The organism is Actinotalea fermentans (assembly GCF_007991475.1).
Classification (GTDB): domain Bacteria; phylum Actinomycetota; class Actinomycetes; order Actinomycetales; family Cellulomonadaceae; genus Actinotalea; species Actinotalea fermentans.
This window is the reverse complement of record NZ_BJYK01000001.1, coordinates 298,961-317,073: the sequence shown is the minus strand read 5'-3', so window position 1 is coordinate 317,073 and position 18,113 is coordinate 298,961. Positions and strand designations below refer to the sequence as shown.

Below are 18,113 nucleotides of genomic sequence, written 5' to 3'. Positions count from 1 at the left end.
ACCACGCGTGAGGAGGTGACGGCCATGGCGGTTCAGCGCTGCACCGCGCCGTCATCCACCCACGCCCTGCGCCGCTGAGGCCAGGGGTCCCGAGAGGACCACCCCGTTGCACACCCCGCTGCCGTACCCGGGACCGGACACCACCGGCCCGACCCACCCCCATCTCGACCTGCTCGGCTGGGACGCCACCTGGGCGGCCGGCCTGGACCTGGCCACCGAGCCCGGCCCGACGCTCGTCGGCCGGGTCTGCCGCGCCGACGCCGGCGCGTGCGACGTCCTCGTCCCCGGACCGTCCGCGGCGCCCGACGTCGTCGCAGCGCCCTGGGGCCCCGCCGTCCGACGCGCGCACCGCGCCGACCCGACGGCCGCTCCGGTAGCCGGCGACTGGGTCCTGCTGACCTGTGACCCCGACGCCGCCGTCGCCGTCGCCGAGGTCCTCCCCCGCCGGACCGCCGTCGTGCGGGCCCAGGTGGACGGGTCCTCGCGCGGGCAGGTGCTGGCCGCCAACGCCGACGTCGTGGCCGTCGTCGAGGGCCTGGCACCCGACCCGGACCCGGGCCGCCTCGAGCGGCTGCTCGCGCTCGCGTGGTCGTCGGGCGCCGAGCCGCTCGTCGTCCTCACCAAGGCGGACCTCGTGCCCGACGCCGCCGCCCGAGCCGCCGACGCACAGACGCTCGCCCCCGGCACCACCGTGCTCGCCGTCGCGACCCCCGACGCCGTCGGGCTGGACCCGATCCGGGCGCGGCTGGCAGCGGGGGCGACGATCGCGCTGCTCGGAGCGTCCGGCGTCGGGAAGTCGACGCTGCTGAACGCCCTGGTGGGCGGGGAGACGATGCGCACGCGCGGACTGCGCTCCGACGGCAAGGGACGGCATACCACCGTCACCCGCGAGCTGCACCTGGCCCCGGGCGGCGGCGCCATCCTGGACACCCCGGGGATGCGCACGATCGGCCTGGCCGGGGCGGACGCGCTCGACGACGTCTTCCCCGAGGTGGACGCGCTGGCAGCCGACTGCCGCTTCGCCGACTGCGCGCACGACGGCGAGCCGGGGTGCGCCGTCCTGGCGGCCGTCGCCTCGGGCGAGCTCCCCGAGCGCCGACTGGCCAGCTACCGCAAGCTCCTGCGGGAGGCCCAGCACCAGGCGGCCCGGACCGACGCGCGGCTCCGGGCGGAGATGACGGCCGTCTGGAAGCAGCGGACGCGGGACTACCGGCGGCGCCCCGACAAGAAGCGCTGAGCCCGCGGGCACGTGCGCGACCGGGACGCCGCGGTGAAGGTCAGGGCACCGCGTCCCAGTCGACGGCGACCTGGCCATGCCGGTCGGCGAGGTTGACGGCCACGGGGACGCGCAGGCCCGGCACCACGTCGGCGACCCGGGAGCGCGGCACCCGGTGGCCGACCACCGCGGGGAACGACGCCTCACCCGGGAGCTCCACGGTGAGCGTGAGCACCCAGATGGGGTCGTCACGGATGGCCGGCGGGCAGGCGGGGTCGACGTCGGCGGTCGTCTTGCCGAGCGGCATGGCCTGCACGATCTCCGCGCTCCCCCGAGCACCGGTACGCAGGAGCTCGGCCGCGCTCCCCCGCTCGGTCGGCAGCGCGCCGCTGCGCAGCGCGCCCACCAGGTCGCCGACGCCGGAGACGGAGCCGCCCTGGACGGTCACCGTGACGCCGGGGCCGCCCGGAGCGCCCGGGCCCGTCGCGACGACCGTCTGACCCGCCTCGTACCGCTGGAAGGCGACCTTGACGCGCTCCGGGTTCTTGGGGTCGATGTCCACCGGCACGTGGATCCCGGGCAGGAAGAACGGCAGCACGATGCGCGGCACGGGCTGCTTGACCTGGGTCTCGAACGGTGGGCCCGACGGCGGTGACACCAGCAGGTCGAGGCGGTACACGGGCGCCTCCGGCCCGGTGTTCGCCGAGCTGATCGTCGTCCCGGTCTCGGCGAAGCCGCGCAGCAGCGCCGTCGCGGGGATGCCGCCCTTGATCGGCGCGCCGTACTGCGAGGCGAACCGGAAGGCGAACACCGTGATCAGCGCCGAGACCACGACGACGACACCGATCATGACGGGCTCCACCGGGGCCCACCCCCTCCCGCGCGGCTACGCACGACGCTACCGCGCGGGAGGGACGAAAGGGAGATACCGCCCTAGCGGAGGGCCCGGTTGACGGCCGAGATGATCGCCTTGAACGAGGCGGTCGTGATCGACGGGTCGATGCCGACGCCCCAGAGCACGTCGTCCCCGACGAGGCACTCCACGTACGCCGCCGCGACCGCGTCCTCGCCTGTCGAGAGCGCGTGCTCGGCGTAGTCGAGCACTTCCACCCGCCCGACCCGCGTGCCGAGAGCCGCCACGAACGCCGCGATCGGGCCGTTGCCCTCGCCGGTGACGAGCACCTCGGCCCCGCCGTCGACGATGCTCGCCGAGAGCCTGGCGGGTGCGGACTCCGTGGAGACGACCTCGCTGCTGCGCAGCGAGAACCGGCCCCAGGGCTCGAGCCCGCTGTCGGGCGCGGCCGGGAGGTACTCGTCGGTGAACATGCGCCACAAGTCGTCCGAGGAGACCTCCCCGCCGCGCGCGTCGGTGTGCTCCTGGACGACGCGGGAGAACTCGATCTGCAGCCGCCGGGGCAGGTCGAGGTGGTGGTCGGCCTTCATGAGGTAGGCCATGCCGCCCTTGCCGGACTGGCTGTTGACCCGGATCACGGCCTCGTACGTCCGACCCACGTCCCGCGGGTCGATCGGCAGGTACGGGACCGCCCACGTGAGCTGGTCCACGCCGACGCCCTCGGCCGCGGCCCGGGCCGCCATGGCCTCGAACCCCTTCTTGATCGCGTCCTGGTGCGAACCCGAGAACGCCGTGAAGACGAGGTCGCCGCCGTACGGGTGGCGGTCGTGGACGGGCAGCTGCGTGCAGTACTCGACGGTCCGCCGGACGCGGTCGATGTCGGTGAAGTCGATCTCCGGGTCGATCCCCTGGCTCGCCAGGTTCATGCCCAGCGTGACGAGGCAGACGTTGCCCGTGCGCTCGCCGTTGCCGAACAGGCAGCCCTCGATGCGGTCGGCGCCGGCGAGGAAGCCCAGCTCGGCCGCCGCGACCGCCGTCCCCCGGTCGTTGTGCGGGTGCAGCGAGAGGACGACGTTCTCCCGGTAGCGCAGGTTCCGGGACACCCATTCGATGGCGTCCGCGTAGACGTTCGGCGTCGCCATCTCGACCGTCGCGGGCAGGTTGATGATCACCTTGCGCTCGGCCGTCGGCTCCCAGACGTCCAGCACCGCGTTGCAGACACGCACGGCGACCTCGAGCTCGGTCCCGGTGAACGACTCCGGGGAGTACTCGTAGTACACGTCGGTCCCCGGGACCATCTCCTCGTACTTCTTGCAGAGCTGGGCGCCCGAGGTCGCCAGGTCGAGCACGCCGTCCACGTCGGTCCGGAAGACGACCTCGCGCTGCAGCACGGAGGTGGAGTTGTACAGGTGCACGATCGCCTGCTTCGCGCCGGCGATCGCCTCGTAGGTCCGCTCGATCAGGTGCTCACGGGACTGCGTCAGCACCTGGATGACGACGTCGTCGGGGATGCGCCCCTCCTCGATGAGCATCCGGACGAAGTCGTAGTCGGTCTGCGAGGCCGACGGGAAACCGACCTCGATCTCCTTGTAGCCCATGTCGACCAGCAGCTCGAACAGCCGGAGCTTGCGCTCGGGGTTCATGGGCTCGATCAGGGCCTGGTTGCCGTCCCGCAGGTCGACGGCGCACCAGCGCGGCGCGCTGGTCATCCGCCGGCTCGGCCAGGTGCGGTCGGGCAGGTCGACGTCGAGCTGCTCGCGGAACGGGCGGTACCGGTGCACCGCCATCGGGGACGGGCGCTGCGCCGTTCGCACCTGGTACGGGGTCAGCATCCCCGCTCCGGTGGCGGTGGCTGCGCCTGAACTGTCGCCGGGCGTGCCGGCCATGCCTGTCGCGTGCTCCATGGTGGGTCCCTCTCCTCGTCGGTGTCGTCGGCCGACCGGCACAACCGACCTCCGCGGCGAGGGACCGGTCCTAGGCCTCGCCGCGGCGGAGAAGGAGGAGTCCGCGCGGGGACATGCCGCCACTGTAGCGCGTAGGACGACGAGGGCCCGGACGCGACCACGTGGTCGCGTCCGGGCCCCCGTCGATCAGGTCAGCCGTCCCGTCAGAGCCGGGACTCCGCGAAGGTCTCGTACTCGGAGTCGACGGGCGACTCGGTGTAGAGGAGGCTGCACGCCTCGGCGTCGCCGCCCTCGCAGGCGATCCACAGCGCGTCCAGGCCCGCGCTCGACCCACGGGTCATCGGGTCGCCGGGGTCGATGCCGTCGCCGAACTCGTTGATGCAGTACCCGGCGCCTTCGTTCCGGCCGCCGCAGGTGTCACCGAACGTCTCGTAGTCCGAGTCGACCGGCGAGTCGAGGTACAGGTCGTCGCACGCGGCCCAGTCCTCAGCCGCGCACGCGGCCTTGAGCGCCTCGAGGTAGATGATCTCGGCGTTCGTCAGCTCCGTCGGCACGGGCTCGTCGTCGTTCATGGCCTCGACGCAGAACGTCGTCGTACCGGCCTCCCACTGGCCGCCGCACGTGTCGGCGAACTCGAAGTACTCCGAGTCGACCGGCGCCGAGTTGTACAGGTCGTCACACGCCTGCCAGTCGCCCTCGCCGCACGCGGTGTACAGGGCGTCGAGCTCCGGGTCGTCGCCGAAGCTCATCGGGTCGTCGCCGGTCACGTCGTCGAGCCCGTCAGTGGCGTCGTCGAGGATGTCGCTGACGTCGTCGTTGACGTCGTCGACGGCGTTGCGCGCCGCGTTGATGATGAGCAGGACGGCGCCGACGCCGAGGAGCAGCACCACACCGATGATGGTGAGGACGATCCAGAGGGTCTTGTTCGACTTCTTCGGCGGCACGCCGGCGTAGCCCGGGGTCATGCCGCCGGGCGGCATGCCCTGCGGGGGCGCGCCGGCGTAGGCGGGCCCACCGGCGTAGGCGGGCCCGCCGGCGTAGGCGGGCGCCGGAGCCGCGGCGGGCGCGGGCGCGCCGGCCGGGGCGCCGCCTGCCCAGGACGGCGCCGGCGGCGCACCCTGCGGGGCCGGCTGGGCCGGCTGGGCTGGCAGCACCTGCGTCGCCTGCGCGCGGGAGGCCAGCGCGGCGTCGACCGCGGGCTCGCCGAGGCTCTTGAGCCAGTCGAGCAGCGCGGGATAGGTGCTGGGGTTCGCCGCGACGGCCGGACGCAGGTCCGGTCGCTGGGCGGCGATGTCGGCCAGGGTCTGGCCGGACGTCTGCGGGTCCGACGCCTGAGCGGCGGTGTAGTTCTCGGGCTGAGTCATGCCGTCCCTCCTGACCTCGCCGGAGGGGGCGAGGGTGTGTGCTGTAGCGCGGCCGGCCGGGCGACACGCCGGCCACTCAGCCGAACCGTATCGCCCGCGGCGAGCGCGCGGGGACGTCCCAGCCGGGTGAGAATGCACCCGTTTCGCCTAGTGGTCGCCGGCGAGCCACCATGATCGACATCTCGGTGTCCAGCGGCGCCGTCCCGCAGCGGTTGGCGCAGGACGGCCGGCCGGGCGGCAGCGACCGCGGGCCTCAAAGAAGCGCGGGGAACACCCCGAAGTACGCCAGCAGCAGCAGGATCGAGGTCGACCCCCCGAAGGCAGCGGCCAGGTACCAGGCCCCGGCGGCGTCCCGGGCCGCGGCCGGCACGCCGCGGCGACGCCCGTCGAGGATCCGGGAGACGAGCACCACGGCCGCCACCGCGGCGGCGATGGCCAGGACCCGGATCACCAGCCAGCCACCTTGCACGAACACGTCGTTGCGCTCGTAGTTCTGCGCGAGCCACGCCACCGTCAGGAGGTAGGCCGCGAGGCTGACGAACGCCAGCGAGCTGCCGGCCGCCATCACGACCAGGGGCGCGCGCACGCCGCTCGCCAAGGAGCGCTCCCGGTGCCCACGGAGCCGGCGCGCGGCCGCGATCACGGGCACGAGGAGGAGCGCCCCCCATCCGGCGACGACCGCCGCGAGCAGCATGTCCCCGTCGGCGAACCACCGCGGGCGCTCGACCGGCGCCGCCCGGAAGCGCTGGTACGGCTGCGCGCCGGCGACCGCGGGCGCCGCGTCCGCCGATGCCGGGAGCGCCTGGATCCACGCGGCGAGGTCGCGGGAGAACTCGGGCACCAGGACGTGGTCGATCTTGATCCCGTGGTCGGCGCCGGCGTAGTACCGGACCGTCACGTCGTCGTTGCCCGCGACGGCCAGGTCGGCGATGAGCTGCTCGGCGCCCTGGATCGTCGGCATCGCCGCGTCTCCCGTGCCGTAGACCACCAGGAGCGGCTGCCGCATGCGCTGCTGGAAGGGCTGGGAGTCGAAGTCGACGTACTCGAAGCCGCCGCCCGGGAACTCCATGCCGACGATCCGCGGGATGGCGGTGAGGACCTCGACGGGCACCCCGGTGTTGCGCAGGTAGGAGTCCACCGCGAAGGCCGCCTGCTGCCGAGGCGGCACCACGGGCGCGGCCACCAGCACCGTGAAGGCGACCGACGGGTTGTCCGCCGCCATCACGGGGACGATCCAGGCGCCCTCGCTCTCGCCGTACACCCCCACGCGGTCCGGGTCGACGCCGGGCAGCCGGCGGAGCAGCTCGACGCTGCGGAGGTAGTCGTTCGCCATCGTCACGTAGCTGCGCTCGCGCGTGGTGTAGGTGTCGAGCCGCTTGTTGGGCACCATCGTGACGATGCCCGCGCTCGCGAGCGCCTCCGCCTGCTCGACGAACGCGATCTCGTAGCGACCGGTCCCGGCGCCGTGCACGAACACCAGGCCAGGGCGGGGTCCCTCCGCCCCCACGGGCTCGCTGATCCGCGCCTCGATGGTGGTGCCCGCGAGCTCGACCTCCACGATCGACGTCGCCACCTCGTACGTCCCGACCGGGTCAGTCCCCGCCGACTCGCCGATCGTGGTGTCGGCGGTGGCCACCTCGATGGTCTCCGCGAAGGGCACCGGGTCCCAGTCCGGACCCGAGACGGTCCCCAGCACGCCGAGCCCCAGCACCGCCACGGCGCTGGCGACGGCGATGCGGTAGCGCACGGATCGGGAGTCTAGCCAGCACGCACGGCCCGACGCCGCCGACGTGCGGCACCGGGGTCAGAAGCCGAGCCGGTGCAGCTGCTTCGGGTCGCGCTGCCAGTCCTTGGCGACCTTGACGTGCAGGTCGAGGTAGACGCGGGCGCCCAGCAGCGGCTCGATGCCCCTGCGGGCACGGCTGCCGACGTCGCGCAGGCGCGAACCGCCCTTGCCGATGACGATCGCCTTCTGGCTGTCGCGCTCGACGAAGAGCGTCACGCGCACGTCCAGGAGCGGCCGGTCGGCGTCGCGGCCCTCGCGCGGCACGATCTCCTCGACCACGACGGCGAGCGAGTGCGGCAGCTCGTCGCGCACGCCCTCGAGCGCGGCCTCCCGCACCAGCTCGGCGACCATCACGTGCTCGGGCTCGTCGGTGAGCTCGCCGTCGGGGTACAGGGCCGGCCCGGGCGGCAGGTGGCCGACCAGCACGTCGACGAGCGTGTCGACCTGGTACCCGTCGACGGCGCTCACGGGCACGATGTCCGCCCACTCCCCCAGCTCCGACAGTGCCAGCAGGTGCTCGGCGAGCCGGGCCTTGCCGACGAGGTCCGCCTTCGTCGCCACGACCACGACGGGGGTGCGGGCAGCCACCGGACCGAGCCGCGACACCTGCTCGGCGATGAACCGGTCACCGGGGCCGACCCGCTGGTCCGCCGGGACGCAGAACACGACCACGTCGACCTCGCCGAGGGTCGCGAGGACCATCTCGTTGAGGCGCTCACCGAGCAGCGTGCGGGGGCGGTGCAGGCCCGGGGTGTCCACCAGGACGAGCTGCGCGTCGGGGCGGTGCACGACGCCGCGGATCACGTGCCGGGTCGTCTGGGGACGCCCCGAGGTGATCGCGACCTTCTGGCCCACGAGGGCGTTCGTCAGCGTGGACTTGCCTGCGTTCGGCCGGCCGACCACGCAGGCGAAGCCCGAGCGGTGGGCGCCCGGGTCCTCGCCCGTCGCCTCGAGGCTGGGGACCCGCCGGTCGTCGCTCATGCGTCGCTCTCCTCGTCCTGGGCCACGCGCTCGGCGAGCACGGTGGCGACCTGCTTGCGTCGGCCCTCGACGCGGTCGGCGGTGAGTCGCAGGCCCGCGACCTCGGCGCTCGACCCGGCGAGCGGCACCTTGCCGAGCGCCTTGGCGAGCAGCCCGCCGGCGCTGTCCACGTCGTCGTCGTCGATCTCGAGGCCGAAGAGCTCGCCGAGCTCGCCGAGCGGCATGCGCGACGGCACCCGGTACCGGCCGTCGCCGAGGTCCTCGACCTCGGGCGCCGCCTGGTCGTGCTCGTCCGTGAGCTCGCCGACGATCTCCTCGAGCGCGTCCTCGACGGTGACCAGGCCCGCGATGCCCCCGAACTCGTCCACGACCATCGCCATGTGCGACGCGCCCGCCTGCATGTCGTGCAGCAGGTCGTCGACCGGCTTGGACTCCGGTACGAACACCGGACGGCGCAGGAGCGCGTCCGCGGGCTCGTCCTGGTCACCGACCGTGTACATGCGCCGCACGACGTCCTTCAGGTAGAGCACGCCCAGCACGTCGTCCACGGACTCCCCCACGACGGGGACCCGCGAGTAGCCGGACTTCAGGAAGAGCCCCAGCGCCTTGCGCAGCGGCGTCCCGGCGGCGAGCGTGATCATCTCGGTGCGCGGGACCATGACCGCGCGGGTGATGGTGTCCCCGAGCTCGAGCACCGAGCGGAACATCTCTCCCTCGTCCGCCTCGATGGCCTCCGACCGCTCGGCCCGGTCGAGCATCTCCAGGATCTGCGAGTCGTCGATCGGCTCGGCAGCCACCGGCACGAGCCCGCGCACGGGGTGCCCGATGGCGCGCGCGACCGCGAGCAGCCCGGCCGTCGCCCCGAGGGTCGCCTCCGGGAAGCGCCGCCCGACGGTGCGCGGGACCGCGCGGACCACGACCAGGGACGACGCCGCGAGCAGGAGCAGCGCGAGCAGGAGCACCTGCCACCAGCCCAGCCCGACGGCGGCCAGCGTGACCGTGACGCAGATGGCGGCCACCGCCTCGAGGACGACCCCGAGCCCGGTGGCCGCGGCCGCCGTCCGCCCGGCGTCGGCCAGGAGGGCAGGGACGCGCGAGGAGGCGTCGCGTGCGTGCCCGGCCGCCCACGAGGAGCGTCCGGTCCGGAGCACCGCGGCCTCACCCGCGGACAGCAGTGCGGCCAGCACGGTCGCCGCAACAGCGGCGACGACGAGCCACCCGACGGGAGCGCCGGTCATCGTCCGGCGAGGAACGTCAGCAGCAGCTGACGCTGCAGGCCGAACATCTCCTTCTCCTCCTCCGGCTCCGCGTGGTCGAACCCGAGCAGGTGGAGGATGCCGTGCACCGTGAGCAGGAGCAGCTCCTCGGCGGTCGAGTGGCCCGCCTCGAGCGCCTGCCGCGCGGCCACGTCGGGGCAGAGCACCACGTCACCCAGGAGCCCGGCCGGCGTCGGGTCGCCCTCGCTGCCCGGCCGGAGCTCGTCCATCGGGAACGACAGGACGTCGGTGGGCCCGGGCTCGTCCATCCACTGCACGTGCAGCTCGCTCATCACCTCAGGCGTGACCATGAGGATCGACAGCTCACTGCCCGGGTGGACGTGCATGGCGTCCAGCACGTGCCGGGCCAGCGCCGCGAACTCCGCCTCGTCGAGCGTGTGCCCGGACTCGTTGTTGACCTCGACGCTCATCGCGCCCCGCCTCTCATCGCGCCCCGCCCCGCTCCGGACGGGCCGGGCGGACGGTCGCCGCACCGGCCTCCCCACGGCGGGTGTCCCACGCCGCGTACGCGTCGATGATGTCGCCCACCAGGCGGTGCCGGACCACGTCCTCGGACGTCAGCCGGCAGAACGCGACGTCGTCCACGCCCGTGAGGATCTCCTCGACGACCCGCAGGCCCGACGGCGTCCCGCCCGGCAGGTCGACCTGGGTCACGTCACCGGTGACGACCATGCGCGAGCCGAAGCCGAGCCGGGTCAGGAACATCTTCATCTGGTCGCTCGAGGTGTTCTGGGCCTCGTCGAGGATGATGAACGCGTCGTTGAGGGTGCGCCCGCGCATGTAGGCGAGCGGTGCGACCTCGATCGTGCCCGCCTCCATGAGCCGCGGGATCGAGTCCGGGTCCACCATGTCGTGCAGCGCGTCGTAGAGGGGCCGCAGGTACGGGTCGATCTTGTCGTTGAGCGTGCCCGGCAGGAAGCCGAGCCGCTCGCCGGCCTCGACCGCCGGGCGGGTCAGCAGGATCCGGTTCACGTTCTTCGCCTGCAGCGCCTGCACGGCCTTCGCCATCGCGAGGTACGTCTTCCCGGTGCCCGCAGGGCCGATGCCGAACGTGATCGTGTGCTGGTCGATGGCGTCGACGTACCGCTTCTGCCCCACCGTCTTCGGCCGGATGGTGCGGCCGCGGCTCGACAGGATGTTCTGGGTGAGCACCTCGGCGGGGCGCGTGGCCGTCGCCGCGGTGAGCATCCGCACGGAACGCGCGACGACGTCGGCGCTGAGCGGCGTGCCGGCGGCGACGACCTCGAGGAGCTCGTCGAGCAGACGCGTCACGAGGCCGACGTCGGCCGCCGGGCCCCGGAGGGTGATCTGGTTGCCGCGTGCGTGGATGCGCACGGCCGGGAACCCGGCCTCGACGGCCCGGAGCACCTCGTCACCCGGACCGAGGACGGCGACGGGTGGCAGGTCAGCGGGGACGATGATGCGGTTCTCGACCTCGTCTGCCCGGGACGGACCTGGGCTGCGGCGGCTGGTGGTGTCTGCCATGGGAACGGCCGGCGGCCGCGCTTCTCCTCACTGGTGCGGGTGTGCCCGACCATCGTAGACGGGCCGCCCGCGCGGGCTCACGGCAGATTCAGGCGGGCGACCACCCGAGCCGTCGGCCACCGATCACGTGGCCGTGCACGTGGAAGACGGACTGGCCGGCCTCCGCGCCCGTGTTGAAGACCAGCCGGTACGCGCCGTCCGCCTCCGTCTGCGCGACCTCGTGGGCGAGCGCGACGACGTCGGCGAGCAGGCCCGGGTCGACCGCCGCCAGCTGCGCGACGTCGGCGTGGTGGTCGCGCGGCACGACCAGCACGTGCAACGGCGCCTGCGGGTTGATGTCGCGGAAGGCGACCACGCGGTCCGTGCCGGCGACGAGGTCGGCCGGCACCTGCCCGGCGACGATGCGGCAGAACAGGCAGTCCGGGACGGCGAGGTTCTCGGCGGACGACATGCCGCCAGGGTAGTGCGGGCGCGCATCGGCCACCTGCCAGGATGTCCGCTGAGAGAAGGGGGCGCGCCATGCGGGCAGCGCACAGGGCGGTGGCGGCCGGACTGGCCGTCGTCGTCGGGACCGGGCTGCTGGCCGGGTGCCGCACCGGGGAGTCCACCGAGCCCGCCGACGAACCGACGGCCGCGCCGACCGAGGAACCGGCCGCCACCGCGGAGCCGACGGTCGAGCCGACACCGACCGACACCCCCGAGGTCGCGGCCGAGCCGGCCGTGAACGGCCCGAACTCGATCACGGCACCCACGGCGGGTGCCGAGGTGCCGGGCCCGACGGTGACGGTGACCGGCGAGGGCACCGGCTTCGAGGGCACGCTCGCGTACCGCGTGACGCGCGCAGGCGAGGTCGTCGCCGAGGGCTACACCACTGCAGGCGCGAACGGCGAGGTCGGCCCGTACAGCTTCGACGTGGCGCTCGACCCCGGCGAGTACACCCTGCAGGTGTGGGAGCCGGGCATGGGCGAGGGCGACTCCGACGGCGACGCCCGCAACCGCGTCGAGGTGAGCTTCACCGTCTCCTGATCGTCGCCGGCCCGACTGGCACCGCGGCCGACGGGCTCAGGCCCAGCGCCCGAGCCGCTGGGCGAGCATCGCGACGGCGACCGGGCCCGCGGTCGACGTACGCAGCACGGTCGGACCGAGGCGGGTCACGACGGCGCCCGCGGCGACGAGGACGGCCGTCTCCCCGTCGCTGATCCCGCCCTCCGGGCCGACGACGACGAGCACCTCGGCCGGCGTCGCGCCGGCGCCGTCCGGAAGGGCGACCGTCGCGATCGCCTCGCTCCCGGCGCCGTCGAGCACCAGGGCGGTACCGCCGGCGCCGACCACCGCGCGCACCCTGGCCGTGAGGCCCGCCGTGTCGAGGGCGTGCGCGACATGCGGGAGCCGGGCCCGGCGGGACTGCTTCGTGGCCTCGCGGACCGTGGCCAGCCAGCGGGCGCGGCTCTTGGCCGCGCGGTCGCCCCGCCACACCACGACGGACCGTTCGGCCTGCCAGGGCACCACCTCGTCGACGCCGACCTCGGTCGCCGCCTCGATGGCCAGCTCATCGCGGTCACCCTTGGCGAGTGCCTGCGCGAGCACGAGCCGCACGCCGGGGGCGGCCTCCTCATGCCGCGCGAGGACGTCGAGCTCGAGCCTCCCGGGCTCCACGGTGGCGACCACGCACTCCAGCCGCACCCCCGCGCCGTCGGCCACGTCGACCCGCTCGCCCGCGCGGCGGCGCTGGACGACGCCGGCATGACGCGCCTCCGCGCCGTCGAGGACGTAGGCCGAGCCCGGTCCGTAGCCGTCGAGCATGCCCGGCTCGGCGAGGAAGACGGGAGCGCTCACCGCCTACCGTCCGGCGAGCTTGTCGCGGAGCTTGGCGAACATGCCCGGCTGCGCTGGGGCCAGTCGCGGCTCCGGGCGCTCCTCACCCCGCAGGGCGGCGAGCTCGCGCAGCAGGCGCTCCTGCTCGGCGTCGAGGCCAGAGGGCACCTGGACGTCGACGTGCACGTGCAGGTCGCCGCGGCCGGCTCCCCGCAGGTGGCCGACGCCGAGGCCGCGGACCGTCACCACCTCGCCCGGCTGCGTCCCGGGACGGATGTCGATCTCGCGCGTGCCGTCCAGCGTCTCCAGCGAGACGACCGTGCCGAGCGCTGCCGCCGTCATCGGGACCGGCAGCGAGCAGTGCAGGTCGTCGCCCTGCCGCACGAGCGTCGCGTGCGGGCGCTCGCGGACCTCGAGGTACACGTCGCCGGGCGGGCCACCGGCCGGGCCGACCTCGCCCTGCCCGGGCAGCTTGATGCGGGTCCCGGTCTCCACGCCGGCGGGCACGTCCACGCTGAGCGTCCGGCGCGCGCGCACGCGGCCCTCACCGGAGCACTCCGGGCAGGGCTCGGGGATGACGGTGCCGAAGCCGTGGCACGTCGGGCACGGGCTGGACGTCATGACCTGGCCCAGGAACGAGCGCGCGACCCGCTGCACGGTGCCGTGGCCGCCGCAGACCTCGCAGGTGCGCGGGGAGGTCCCCGGGCGGCAGCAGCTGCCCTCGCACGTCGGGCAGGTCACGGCCGTGTCGACCTGCAGCTCACGGTGGACACCGAACGCCGCCTCGGCGAGCTCGATCTCCAGGCGCACCAGGGCGTCCTGCCCGCGGCGGGCCCGCGGGACCGGCCCTCGGCGCGCCGTCTGGCCACCGAAGAAGGTCTCGAAGATGTCCTGGAAGCCGAAGCCCTGACCGAACCCCTGGCCGCCGCCCGGCGCCGACGGGTCCACGCCGGCGTCGTACATCTGGCGCTTCTCGGGGTTGGAGAGCACCTCGTAGGCCCGCGTGACCTCCTTGAACTGCTCCTCCGCGCCGTCGCCCTCGGCGACGTCGGGGTGGTACTGCCGGGCCAGGCGCCGGTAGGCCCGCTTGATCTCCTCCGGGCTGGCGTCGCGGGAGACCCCGAGGATCTCGTAGTAGTCAGTGTTCACCAAGGCTCACCAGTGGTCGGGGGCGTGGAAGGTCAAGGTGCAGCGGACTGCGCGCCGGGCCGGGCCGGGCAGATGCACGCTCATCCCGCGAGGATCCGCGAGAGGTAGCGCGCGACCGCGCGCACGGACGAGATGGTCCCGGCGTAGTCCATCCGGGTCGGGCCGAGGGAGCCGATCCTGGCGACCGGCTGGCCACCGGAGGCGTAGCTCGCGGCGACGATCGACGTCTCCGCCAGGCCTGCGTGCTCGTTCTCGTGGCCGATGCGGACCGCCACTCCGGCGGCGTCCTCGGCCATCTCGCTGAGGAGGTTGAGCAGTACGACCTGCTCCTCGAGCGCCTCGAGGACGGGTCGGATGGTGTGCGCGAAGTCGAGGCCGCTGCGCGCCAGGTTGGCGGTGCCCGCCATGACGATCCGCTCCTCGGTGGTCTCCGCGAGCGTCTCCTCGAGCACGCGGACCACGCGGCGCACGAACTCCTGCTCCGCCACCGGGAACGCCTGGACCACCTGGTCGAGGGGCTCGGTGAGGTCGGCCAGCCGGCGCCCGGCGACGGACGCGTTGAGCCTGGCCCGCAGCTCGCCGAGGGTGTGCTCGGGCACCCCCTCGGGCACGTCGAGGGCGCGCTGCTCGACCCGGCCGGCCTCGGTGATGATGACCATGAGGAGCCGGTCGGTCGCCATCGGCACCAGCTCGAGGTGACGCAGCGCCGAGCGCCGCAGCGACGGGTACTGGACGACGGCGACCTGGTGCGTCAGCTGCGCCAGCAGCCGGACGGAGCGGTCCACCACGTCGTCGAGGTCCACCGCGTCCTCGAGGAACGCGTGGATGGCGCGCTGCTCGGCGGGCGAGAGCGGCTTCACCTGGGACAGCCGGTCGACGAAGAGGCGGTACCCCTTGTCCGTCGGCACCCGGCCGGCAGAGGTGTGCGGCTGCGCGATGAGGCCGGCATCCTCGAGCGCCGCCATGTCGTTGCGGATGGTCGCCGGCGAGACGTTCAGCCGGTGCCGCTCGACGAGCGTGCGCGACCCCACGGGCTCGCGCGTGCGCACGTAGTCGTCGACGATGGCGCGCAGCACCTCGAGCCTGCGGTCCTCGCTCATCGCGCCTCCCTCCCGCCGCGTGCACGGATGGCACTCTGACCACCCGAGTGCTAATCCTACGACGGCGGCCGGCCGGCACGTCGAGACGGGCCGGCCGGCGGCCCGGCCCGTCTAGAGTGCTCGCGTGCCATCGCCCGACGACGACCCCCGCGCCGGCTCGGCCTGGGGCGACCGGTACGGCCCCGACGTGCTGGGCGGGACGCGCGACCCGCGCGACCCACGACCGTGGTCGGCCCGCGTGCCGTCGCGCCGCCCCGCGGCCCGCCAGGTGCCGGCCGAGGACGGCCTGGTCGTGGAGGACGTCGAGACGGGCTGGGTGGGCGCCGTCGTCCGCGTCGAGAAGTCGGGCGGCATGCACGTCGTCGTGCTGGAGGACCGCCGTGGGCGCACGCGCACGTTCGGCCTGGGTCCCGGCTTCTGGGTGGACGGCGAGGCGGTGGAGCTCGTCCCCCCCGCCGGCAGGCCTGCCCCCGCCCGCCCCACGCGCACCGCGTCCGGCTCGGTCGCTGTTCCCGACGCGCGGGCCCGGGTCGCGCGCGCGAGCCGCCTCTGGGTCGAGGGCCGGCACGACGCCGAGCTCGTCGAGCGCGTGTGGGGTGACGACCTGCGCGTCGCGGGCGTCGTCGTGGAGCTGCTCGACGGCGTCGACGGGCTGGTGGAGGCGGTGCGCGAGTTCCGACCGACCGCCGACCGCCGGCTCGGCGTCCTCGTCGACCACCTCGTCGCGGGCTCGAAGGAGAGCCGGATCGCCGCGGAGGCGGGCCGTGCGGCGCCTCCCGGGAGCGTGCTGGTGGTCGGGCACCCGTACGTCGACGTCTGGCAGGCGATCCGGCCGGCCCGCCTGGGCCTGGACGCCTGGCCGCAGGTGCCGCGCCACGTCGAGTGGAAGCGCGGGGTGCTGACGGCCCTCGGCTGGCCCGCCGCCGACCAGGCCGACGTCGCCCGCGGGTGGCAGCGCATGCTCGGCACCGTGCGGGACTTCCGCGACCTGGAGGCCGCGTTCCTGGGCCGCGTCGAGGAGCTGATCGACTTCGTGACCGCCCCGCCCGAGGGGTGAGGGCGCCGGCGTCGTCGGACTCATGCGCGCGGCTCTGCCCCAAGAGCCGTCCGTTTCGCTATGTTCGGACCGCTGTGCTGTGCGTACGTGTGCCCAGCGCGGTGTGGTCCCCTCCGGCTCGTGCCAAGAGGCGCCAGCCCATCCGTCTCACTCGAATGGTGACGTGACATGACCAGCACCCCGTCCGATCCGACGCCTGAGGGCGCCGTCCCTCCGCCGCCCGCACCTGAGGGCGCTGTCCCGCCGCCGGCCGGCGCCGTGCCCCCGCCCGCGTACAACGCGCCGCCGCCCGGGTACAACGCGCCGCCGCCCGGGTACGCCGCTGCCCCGCCTGCTGGTTACGCGGGCGCCCAGCCCCCGCTGAGCGACTCCGACCAGCGGATGTGGGCGATGCTCTCCCACGTCGGTGGCATCCTGTTCAGCTTCATCGCGCCGCTCATCATCTGGCTCATGTTCAAGGAGCGCGGCCGCTTCGTGGAGGAGCAGTCGAAGGAGGCCCTGAACTTCCAGATCACGCTGATCATCGGCTACATCATCAGCGGCATCCTCATGATCATCCTCATCGGCGCCATCCTGTTCTTCGTCGTCTGGCTGGCCGCGATCATCTTCGGGATCATGGCCGCCATCGCCGCGAACAAGGGCGAGGCGTACCGGTACCCGGTCGCCATCCGGCTCATCAAGTGAGCTGACCCGATCGGTCCGGAGGGGCCGGCACCCGCACGGGTGCCGGCCCCTTCGTCGTCTCCCCGCCTCCGCCCCCTGAGGTGGTGCACGGTGGCGCCACGGTGCACCACGCGAGCCGTTCCGCCGCCCCCGTGTTCCAGTTGAGGTCAGTCGGTGAGGGCGCGGACCACCGTGTCCGCCAGGAGCCGGCCGCGGCGCGTCAGGACGGCACGGCCGCGGATCGCGGCGACGCCGTCCAGCAGGCCGTCCGCGACGAGGCCGGCGACGGCGTGGCGCGGAGCGTCGCCGAGCAGCTGCACGTCCAGGCCCTCCCGCAGCCGCACCGCGAGCAGCACCCGCTCGAGGCGCACCTCGTCACCACCGAGCACCTCGCGCGCCGCCGCAGGGCTGCGGCCCGCGGCGAGCCGGTCCGCGTAGGCGCGGGGGTGCTTCACGTTCCACCACCGCACCGCGCGGTCGCCCCCGCCGACGTGCGAGTGCGCCCCGGGCCCGACGCCCCACCAGTCGACGCCGCGCCAGTAGCCGAGGTTGTGCCGGCAGGCGTCGGCGTCGGTCCGGGCCCAGTTGCTGACCTCGTACCAGGTCAGGCCGGCCGCGCTGAGCACCTCGTCGGCGAGCTCGTACTTGGCGGCCTCGTCGTCGGGGTCCGGGGCGGGCAGCAGGCCGCGGCGCACCTGGGCACCCATGCGCGTGCCCTCCTCCACGACGAGCGCGTACGCCGAGACGTGGTCGACGGCGAGGCCTGCGACCGCGTCCAGCGAGCGCCGCCAGTCGTCGAGCGACTCCCCCGGCGTGCCGTAGATGAGGTCGAGCGACACCGCCAGGCCCGCGTCGCGCGCCCAGCCGACGACGTCGGGCACCCGGTCGGGATCGTGCGTGCGGTCGAGCGTGGCCAGCACGTGCGGCACCACGGACTGCACGCCGAAGGAGACCCGCGTGAAGCCGGCCGCTGCCAGGGCCGCGAGCGAGGCGGGCGTGACGGAGTCCGGGTTCGCCTCGGTCGTCACCTCGGCGCCCGGCGCCAGCCCCCACGCGTCCTCGACGGCCGCCAGGATCGTCGCCAGGTCGGCGGGCGGCAGCAGCGTCGGCGTGCCCCCGCCGAAGAAGACGGTCGACACAGGCTCCCCCCGCCCGACGTCGGCCAGCACGCGCCGCGCGAGCTCGATCTCGGACGCGGCGGTCTGCGCGTACGCCACCTGGCTCGCACCGCCGCCGAGCTCGGCGGACGTGTACGTGTTGAAGTCGCAGTAGCCGCAGCGGACCCGGCAGAACGGCACGTGCACGTAGACCGCAAACCCGGGCGCCACGGACGGCGCGTCGGCCACCCAGGCGGGCAGCGCACCGTCGTCGGGCACGGGCTCGCCGTCCGGCAGCGCGGAGGGCGTCACGGGGCCACGCCGACGAGCTGGGGGGACATGCTCCTAGCGTCGCACGAGACCCCT

The 18,113-nt window shown here is 74.2% G+C and carries 17 protein-coding genes; 4 read left to right on the top strand and 13 right to left on the bottom strand.

Annotated elements, in window-relative coordinates:
• Window positions 1-106 precede the first annotated feature (106 nt).
• Complete coding sequence (gene rsgA / locus AFE02nite_RS01450; protein WP_222594310.1) at window positions 107-1,237, top strand: ribosome small subunit-dependent GTPase A; 1,131 nt, start codon at window positions 107-109, stop codon at window positions 1,235-1,237.
• A 40-nt stretch (window positions 1,238-1,277) separates the two neighbouring features.
• Here the strand turns inward: rsgA and AFE02nite_RS01445 are convergent, their stop codons facing one another.
• The 9 genes from AFE02nite_RS01445 to AFE02nite_RS01405 form a co-directional block, all read right to left on the bottom strand.
• The gene (locus AFE02nite_RS01445; RefSeq protein ID WP_034248409.1) at window positions 1,278-2,066 is read right to left on the bottom strand and encodes a hypothetical protein; all 789 of its coding nucleotides are present in this window, start codon (window positions 2,064-2,066) and stop codon (window positions 1,278-1,280) included.
• 83 nt (window positions 2,067-2,149) lie between these two features.
• Window positions 2,150-3,901, bottom strand: coding sequence for a 2-isopropylmalate synthase (leuA, locus tag AFE02nite_RS01440; RefSeq protein ID WP_034248408.1), 1,752 nt, complete (start codon window positions 3,899-3,901; stop codon window positions 2,150-2,152).
• A 275-nt stretch (window positions 3,902-4,176) separates the two neighbouring features.
• Entirely contained in the window at window positions 4,177-5,337 is a 1,161-nt protein-coding gene (locus tag AFE02nite_RS01435; RefSeq protein WP_146818959.1) for a variant leucine-rich repeat-containing protein, read from the bottom strand.
• 253 nt (window positions 5,338-5,590) lie between these two features.
• Window positions 5,591-7,084: an alpha/beta hydrolase family protein gene (locus tag AFE02nite_RS01430; RefSeq protein ID WP_034244570.1), complete on the bottom strand. Its 1,494-nt coding sequence runs from the start codon at window positions 7,082-7,084 to the stop codon at window positions 5,591-5,593.
• Between the two features lie 57 nt (window positions 7,085-7,141).
• Window positions 7,142-8,104, bottom strand: coding sequence for a GTPase Era (gene era, locus AFE02nite_RS01425; protein WP_052113533.1), 963 nt, complete (start codon window positions 8,102-8,104; stop codon window positions 7,142-7,144).
• Window positions 8,101-9,342 carry a hemolysin family protein gene (locus tag AFE02nite_RS01420; RefSeq protein WP_034244571.1) on the bottom strand — a complete coding sequence of 414 codons (1,242 nt, stop codon included), beginning with the start codon at window positions 9,340-9,342 and terminating at the stop codon, window positions 8,101-8,103. Before AFE02nite_RS01420 ends, era begins: the two co-directional genes overlap by 4 nt.
• Window positions 9,339-9,791: an rRNA maturation RNase YbeY gene (gene ybeY, locus AFE02nite_RS01415; RefSeq protein ID WP_034244572.1), complete on the bottom strand. Its 453-nt coding sequence runs from the start codon at window positions 9,789-9,791 to the stop codon at window positions 9,339-9,341. Before ybeY ends, AFE02nite_RS01420 begins: the two co-directional genes overlap by 4 nt.
• 13 nt (window positions 9,792-9,804) lie before the next feature.
• A complete protein-coding gene (locus tag AFE02nite_RS01410) occupies window positions 9,805-10,866 on the bottom strand; it encodes a PhoH family protein (RefSeq protein ID WP_034244573.1) in 1,062 nt (353 codons plus the stop codon).
• 88 nt (window positions 10,867-10,954) lie between these two features.
• The gene (locus tag AFE02nite_RS01405; protein WP_034244576.1) at window positions 10,955-11,317 is read right to left on the bottom strand and encodes a histidine triad nucleotide-binding protein; all 363 of its coding nucleotides are present in this window, start codon (window positions 11,315-11,317) and stop codon (window positions 10,955-10,957) included.
• Between the two features lie 68 nt (window positions 11,318-11,385).
• Between AFE02nite_RS01405 and AFE02nite_RS01400 the strand changes: the two genes are divergently transcribed.
• A complete protein-coding gene (locus AFE02nite_RS01400; RefSeq protein WP_034244579.1) occupies window positions 11,386-11,892 on the top strand; it encodes a Gmad2 immunoglobulin-like domain-containing protein in 507 nt (168 codons plus the stop codon).
• A gap of 36 nt (window positions 11,893-11,928) precedes the next feature.
• Here the strand turns inward: AFE02nite_RS01400 and AFE02nite_RS01395 are convergent, their stop codons facing one another.
• The 3 genes from AFE02nite_RS01395 to hrcA all read right to left on the bottom strand — a co-directional run bounded on the left by AFE02nite_RS01395 (window position 11,929) and on the right by hrcA (window position 14,930).
• On the bottom strand, window positions 11,929-12,702 hold the full coding sequence (locus AFE02nite_RS01395; RefSeq protein WP_034244581.1) for a 16S rRNA (uracil(1498)-N(3))-methyltransferase: 774 nt from the start codon (window positions 12,700-12,702) through the stop codon (window positions 11,929-11,931).
• A gap of 3 nt (window positions 12,703-12,705) precedes the next feature.
• A complete protein-coding gene (dnaJ, locus tag AFE02nite_RS01390) occupies window positions 12,706-13,830 on the bottom strand; it encodes a molecular chaperone DnaJ (protein ID WP_034244583.1) in 1,125 nt (374 codons plus the stop codon).
• Between the two features lie 80 nt (window positions 13,831-13,910).
• Complete coding sequence (hrcA, locus tag AFE02nite_RS01385; RefSeq protein WP_034244584.1) at window positions 13,911-14,930, bottom strand: heat-inducible transcriptional repressor HrcA; 1,020 nt, start codon at window positions 14,928-14,930, stop codon at window positions 13,911-13,913.
• Between the two features lie 124 nt (window positions 14,931-15,054).
• Between hrcA and AFE02nite_RS01380 the strand changes: the two genes are divergently transcribed.
• Window positions 15,055-15,987 (top strand): DUF3097 family protein, encoded by a 933-nt coding sequence (locus tag AFE02nite_RS01380; RefSeq protein ID WP_407643055.1) that lies wholly within the window; start codon window positions 15,055-15,057, stop codon window positions 15,985-15,987.
• Between the two features lie 168 nt (window positions 15,988-16,155).
• Window positions 16,156-16,671, top strand: a complete 516-nt coding sequence (locus tag AFE02nite_RS01375) for a DUF4870 domain-containing protein (protein ID WP_146818958.1) — start codon at window positions 16,156-16,158, stop codon at window positions 16,669-16,671.
• A gap of 146 nt (window positions 16,672-16,817) precedes the next feature.
• On the opposite strand, the gene hemW is transcribed toward AFE02nite_RS01375, so the two are convergent.
• Window positions 16,818-18,059, bottom strand: coding sequence for a radical SAM family heme chaperone HemW (hemW, locus tag AFE02nite_RS01370; protein ID WP_034244586.1), 1,242 nt, complete (start codon window positions 18,057-18,059; stop codon window positions 16,818-16,820).
• Window positions 18,060-18,113: the final 54 nt, after the last annotated feature.

Excerpts from the sequence above, each read along its gene's own strand:
- AFE02nite_RS01445 (WP_034248409.1), bottom strand. The coding sequence starts at position 2,066 with ATGATCGGTGTCGTCGTCGTGGTCTCGGCGCTGATCACGGTGTTCGCC.
- leuA (WP_034248408.1), bottom strand. The coding sequence starts at position 3,901 with ATGCTGACCCCGTACCAGGTGCGAACGGCGCAGCGCCCGTCCCCGATG.
- AFE02nite_RS01435 (WP_146818959.1), bottom strand. The coding sequence starts at position 5,337 with ATGACTCAGCCCGAGAACTACACCGCCGCTCAGGCGTCGGACCCGCAG.
- era (WP_052113533.1), bottom strand. The coding sequence starts at position 8,104 with ATGAGCGACGACCGGCGGGTCCCCAGCCTCGAGGCGACGGGCGAGGAC.
- AFE02nite_RS01420 (WP_034244571.1), bottom strand. The coding sequence starts at position 9,342 with ATGACCGGCGCTCCCGTCGGGTGGCTCGTCGTCGCCGCTGTTGCGGCG.
- ybeY (WP_034244572.1), bottom strand. The coding sequence starts at position 9,791 with ATGAGCGTCGAGGTCAACAACGAGTCCGGGCACACGCTCGACGAGGCG.
- AFE02nite_RS01410 (WP_034244573.1), bottom strand. The coding sequence starts at position 10,866 with ATGGCAGACACCACCAGCCGCCGCAGCCCAGGTCCGTCCCGGGCAGAC.
- AFE02nite_RS01405 (WP_034244576.1), bottom strand. The coding sequence starts at position 11,317 with ATGTCGTCCGCCGAGAACCTCGCCGTCCCGGACTGCCTGTTCTGCCGC.
- AFE02nite_RS01400 (WP_034244579.1), top strand. The coding sequence starts at position 11,386 with ATGCGGGCAGCGCACAGGGCGGTGGCGGCCGGACTGGCCGTCGTCGTC.
- hrcA (WP_034244584.1), bottom strand. The coding sequence starts at position 14,930 with ATGAGCGAGGACCGCAGGCTCGAGGTGCTGCGCGCCATCGTCGACGAC.
- AFE02nite_RS01375 (WP_146818958.1), top strand. The coding sequence starts at position 16,156 with ATGACCAGCACCCCGTCCGATCCGACGCCTGAGGGCGCCGTCCCTCCG.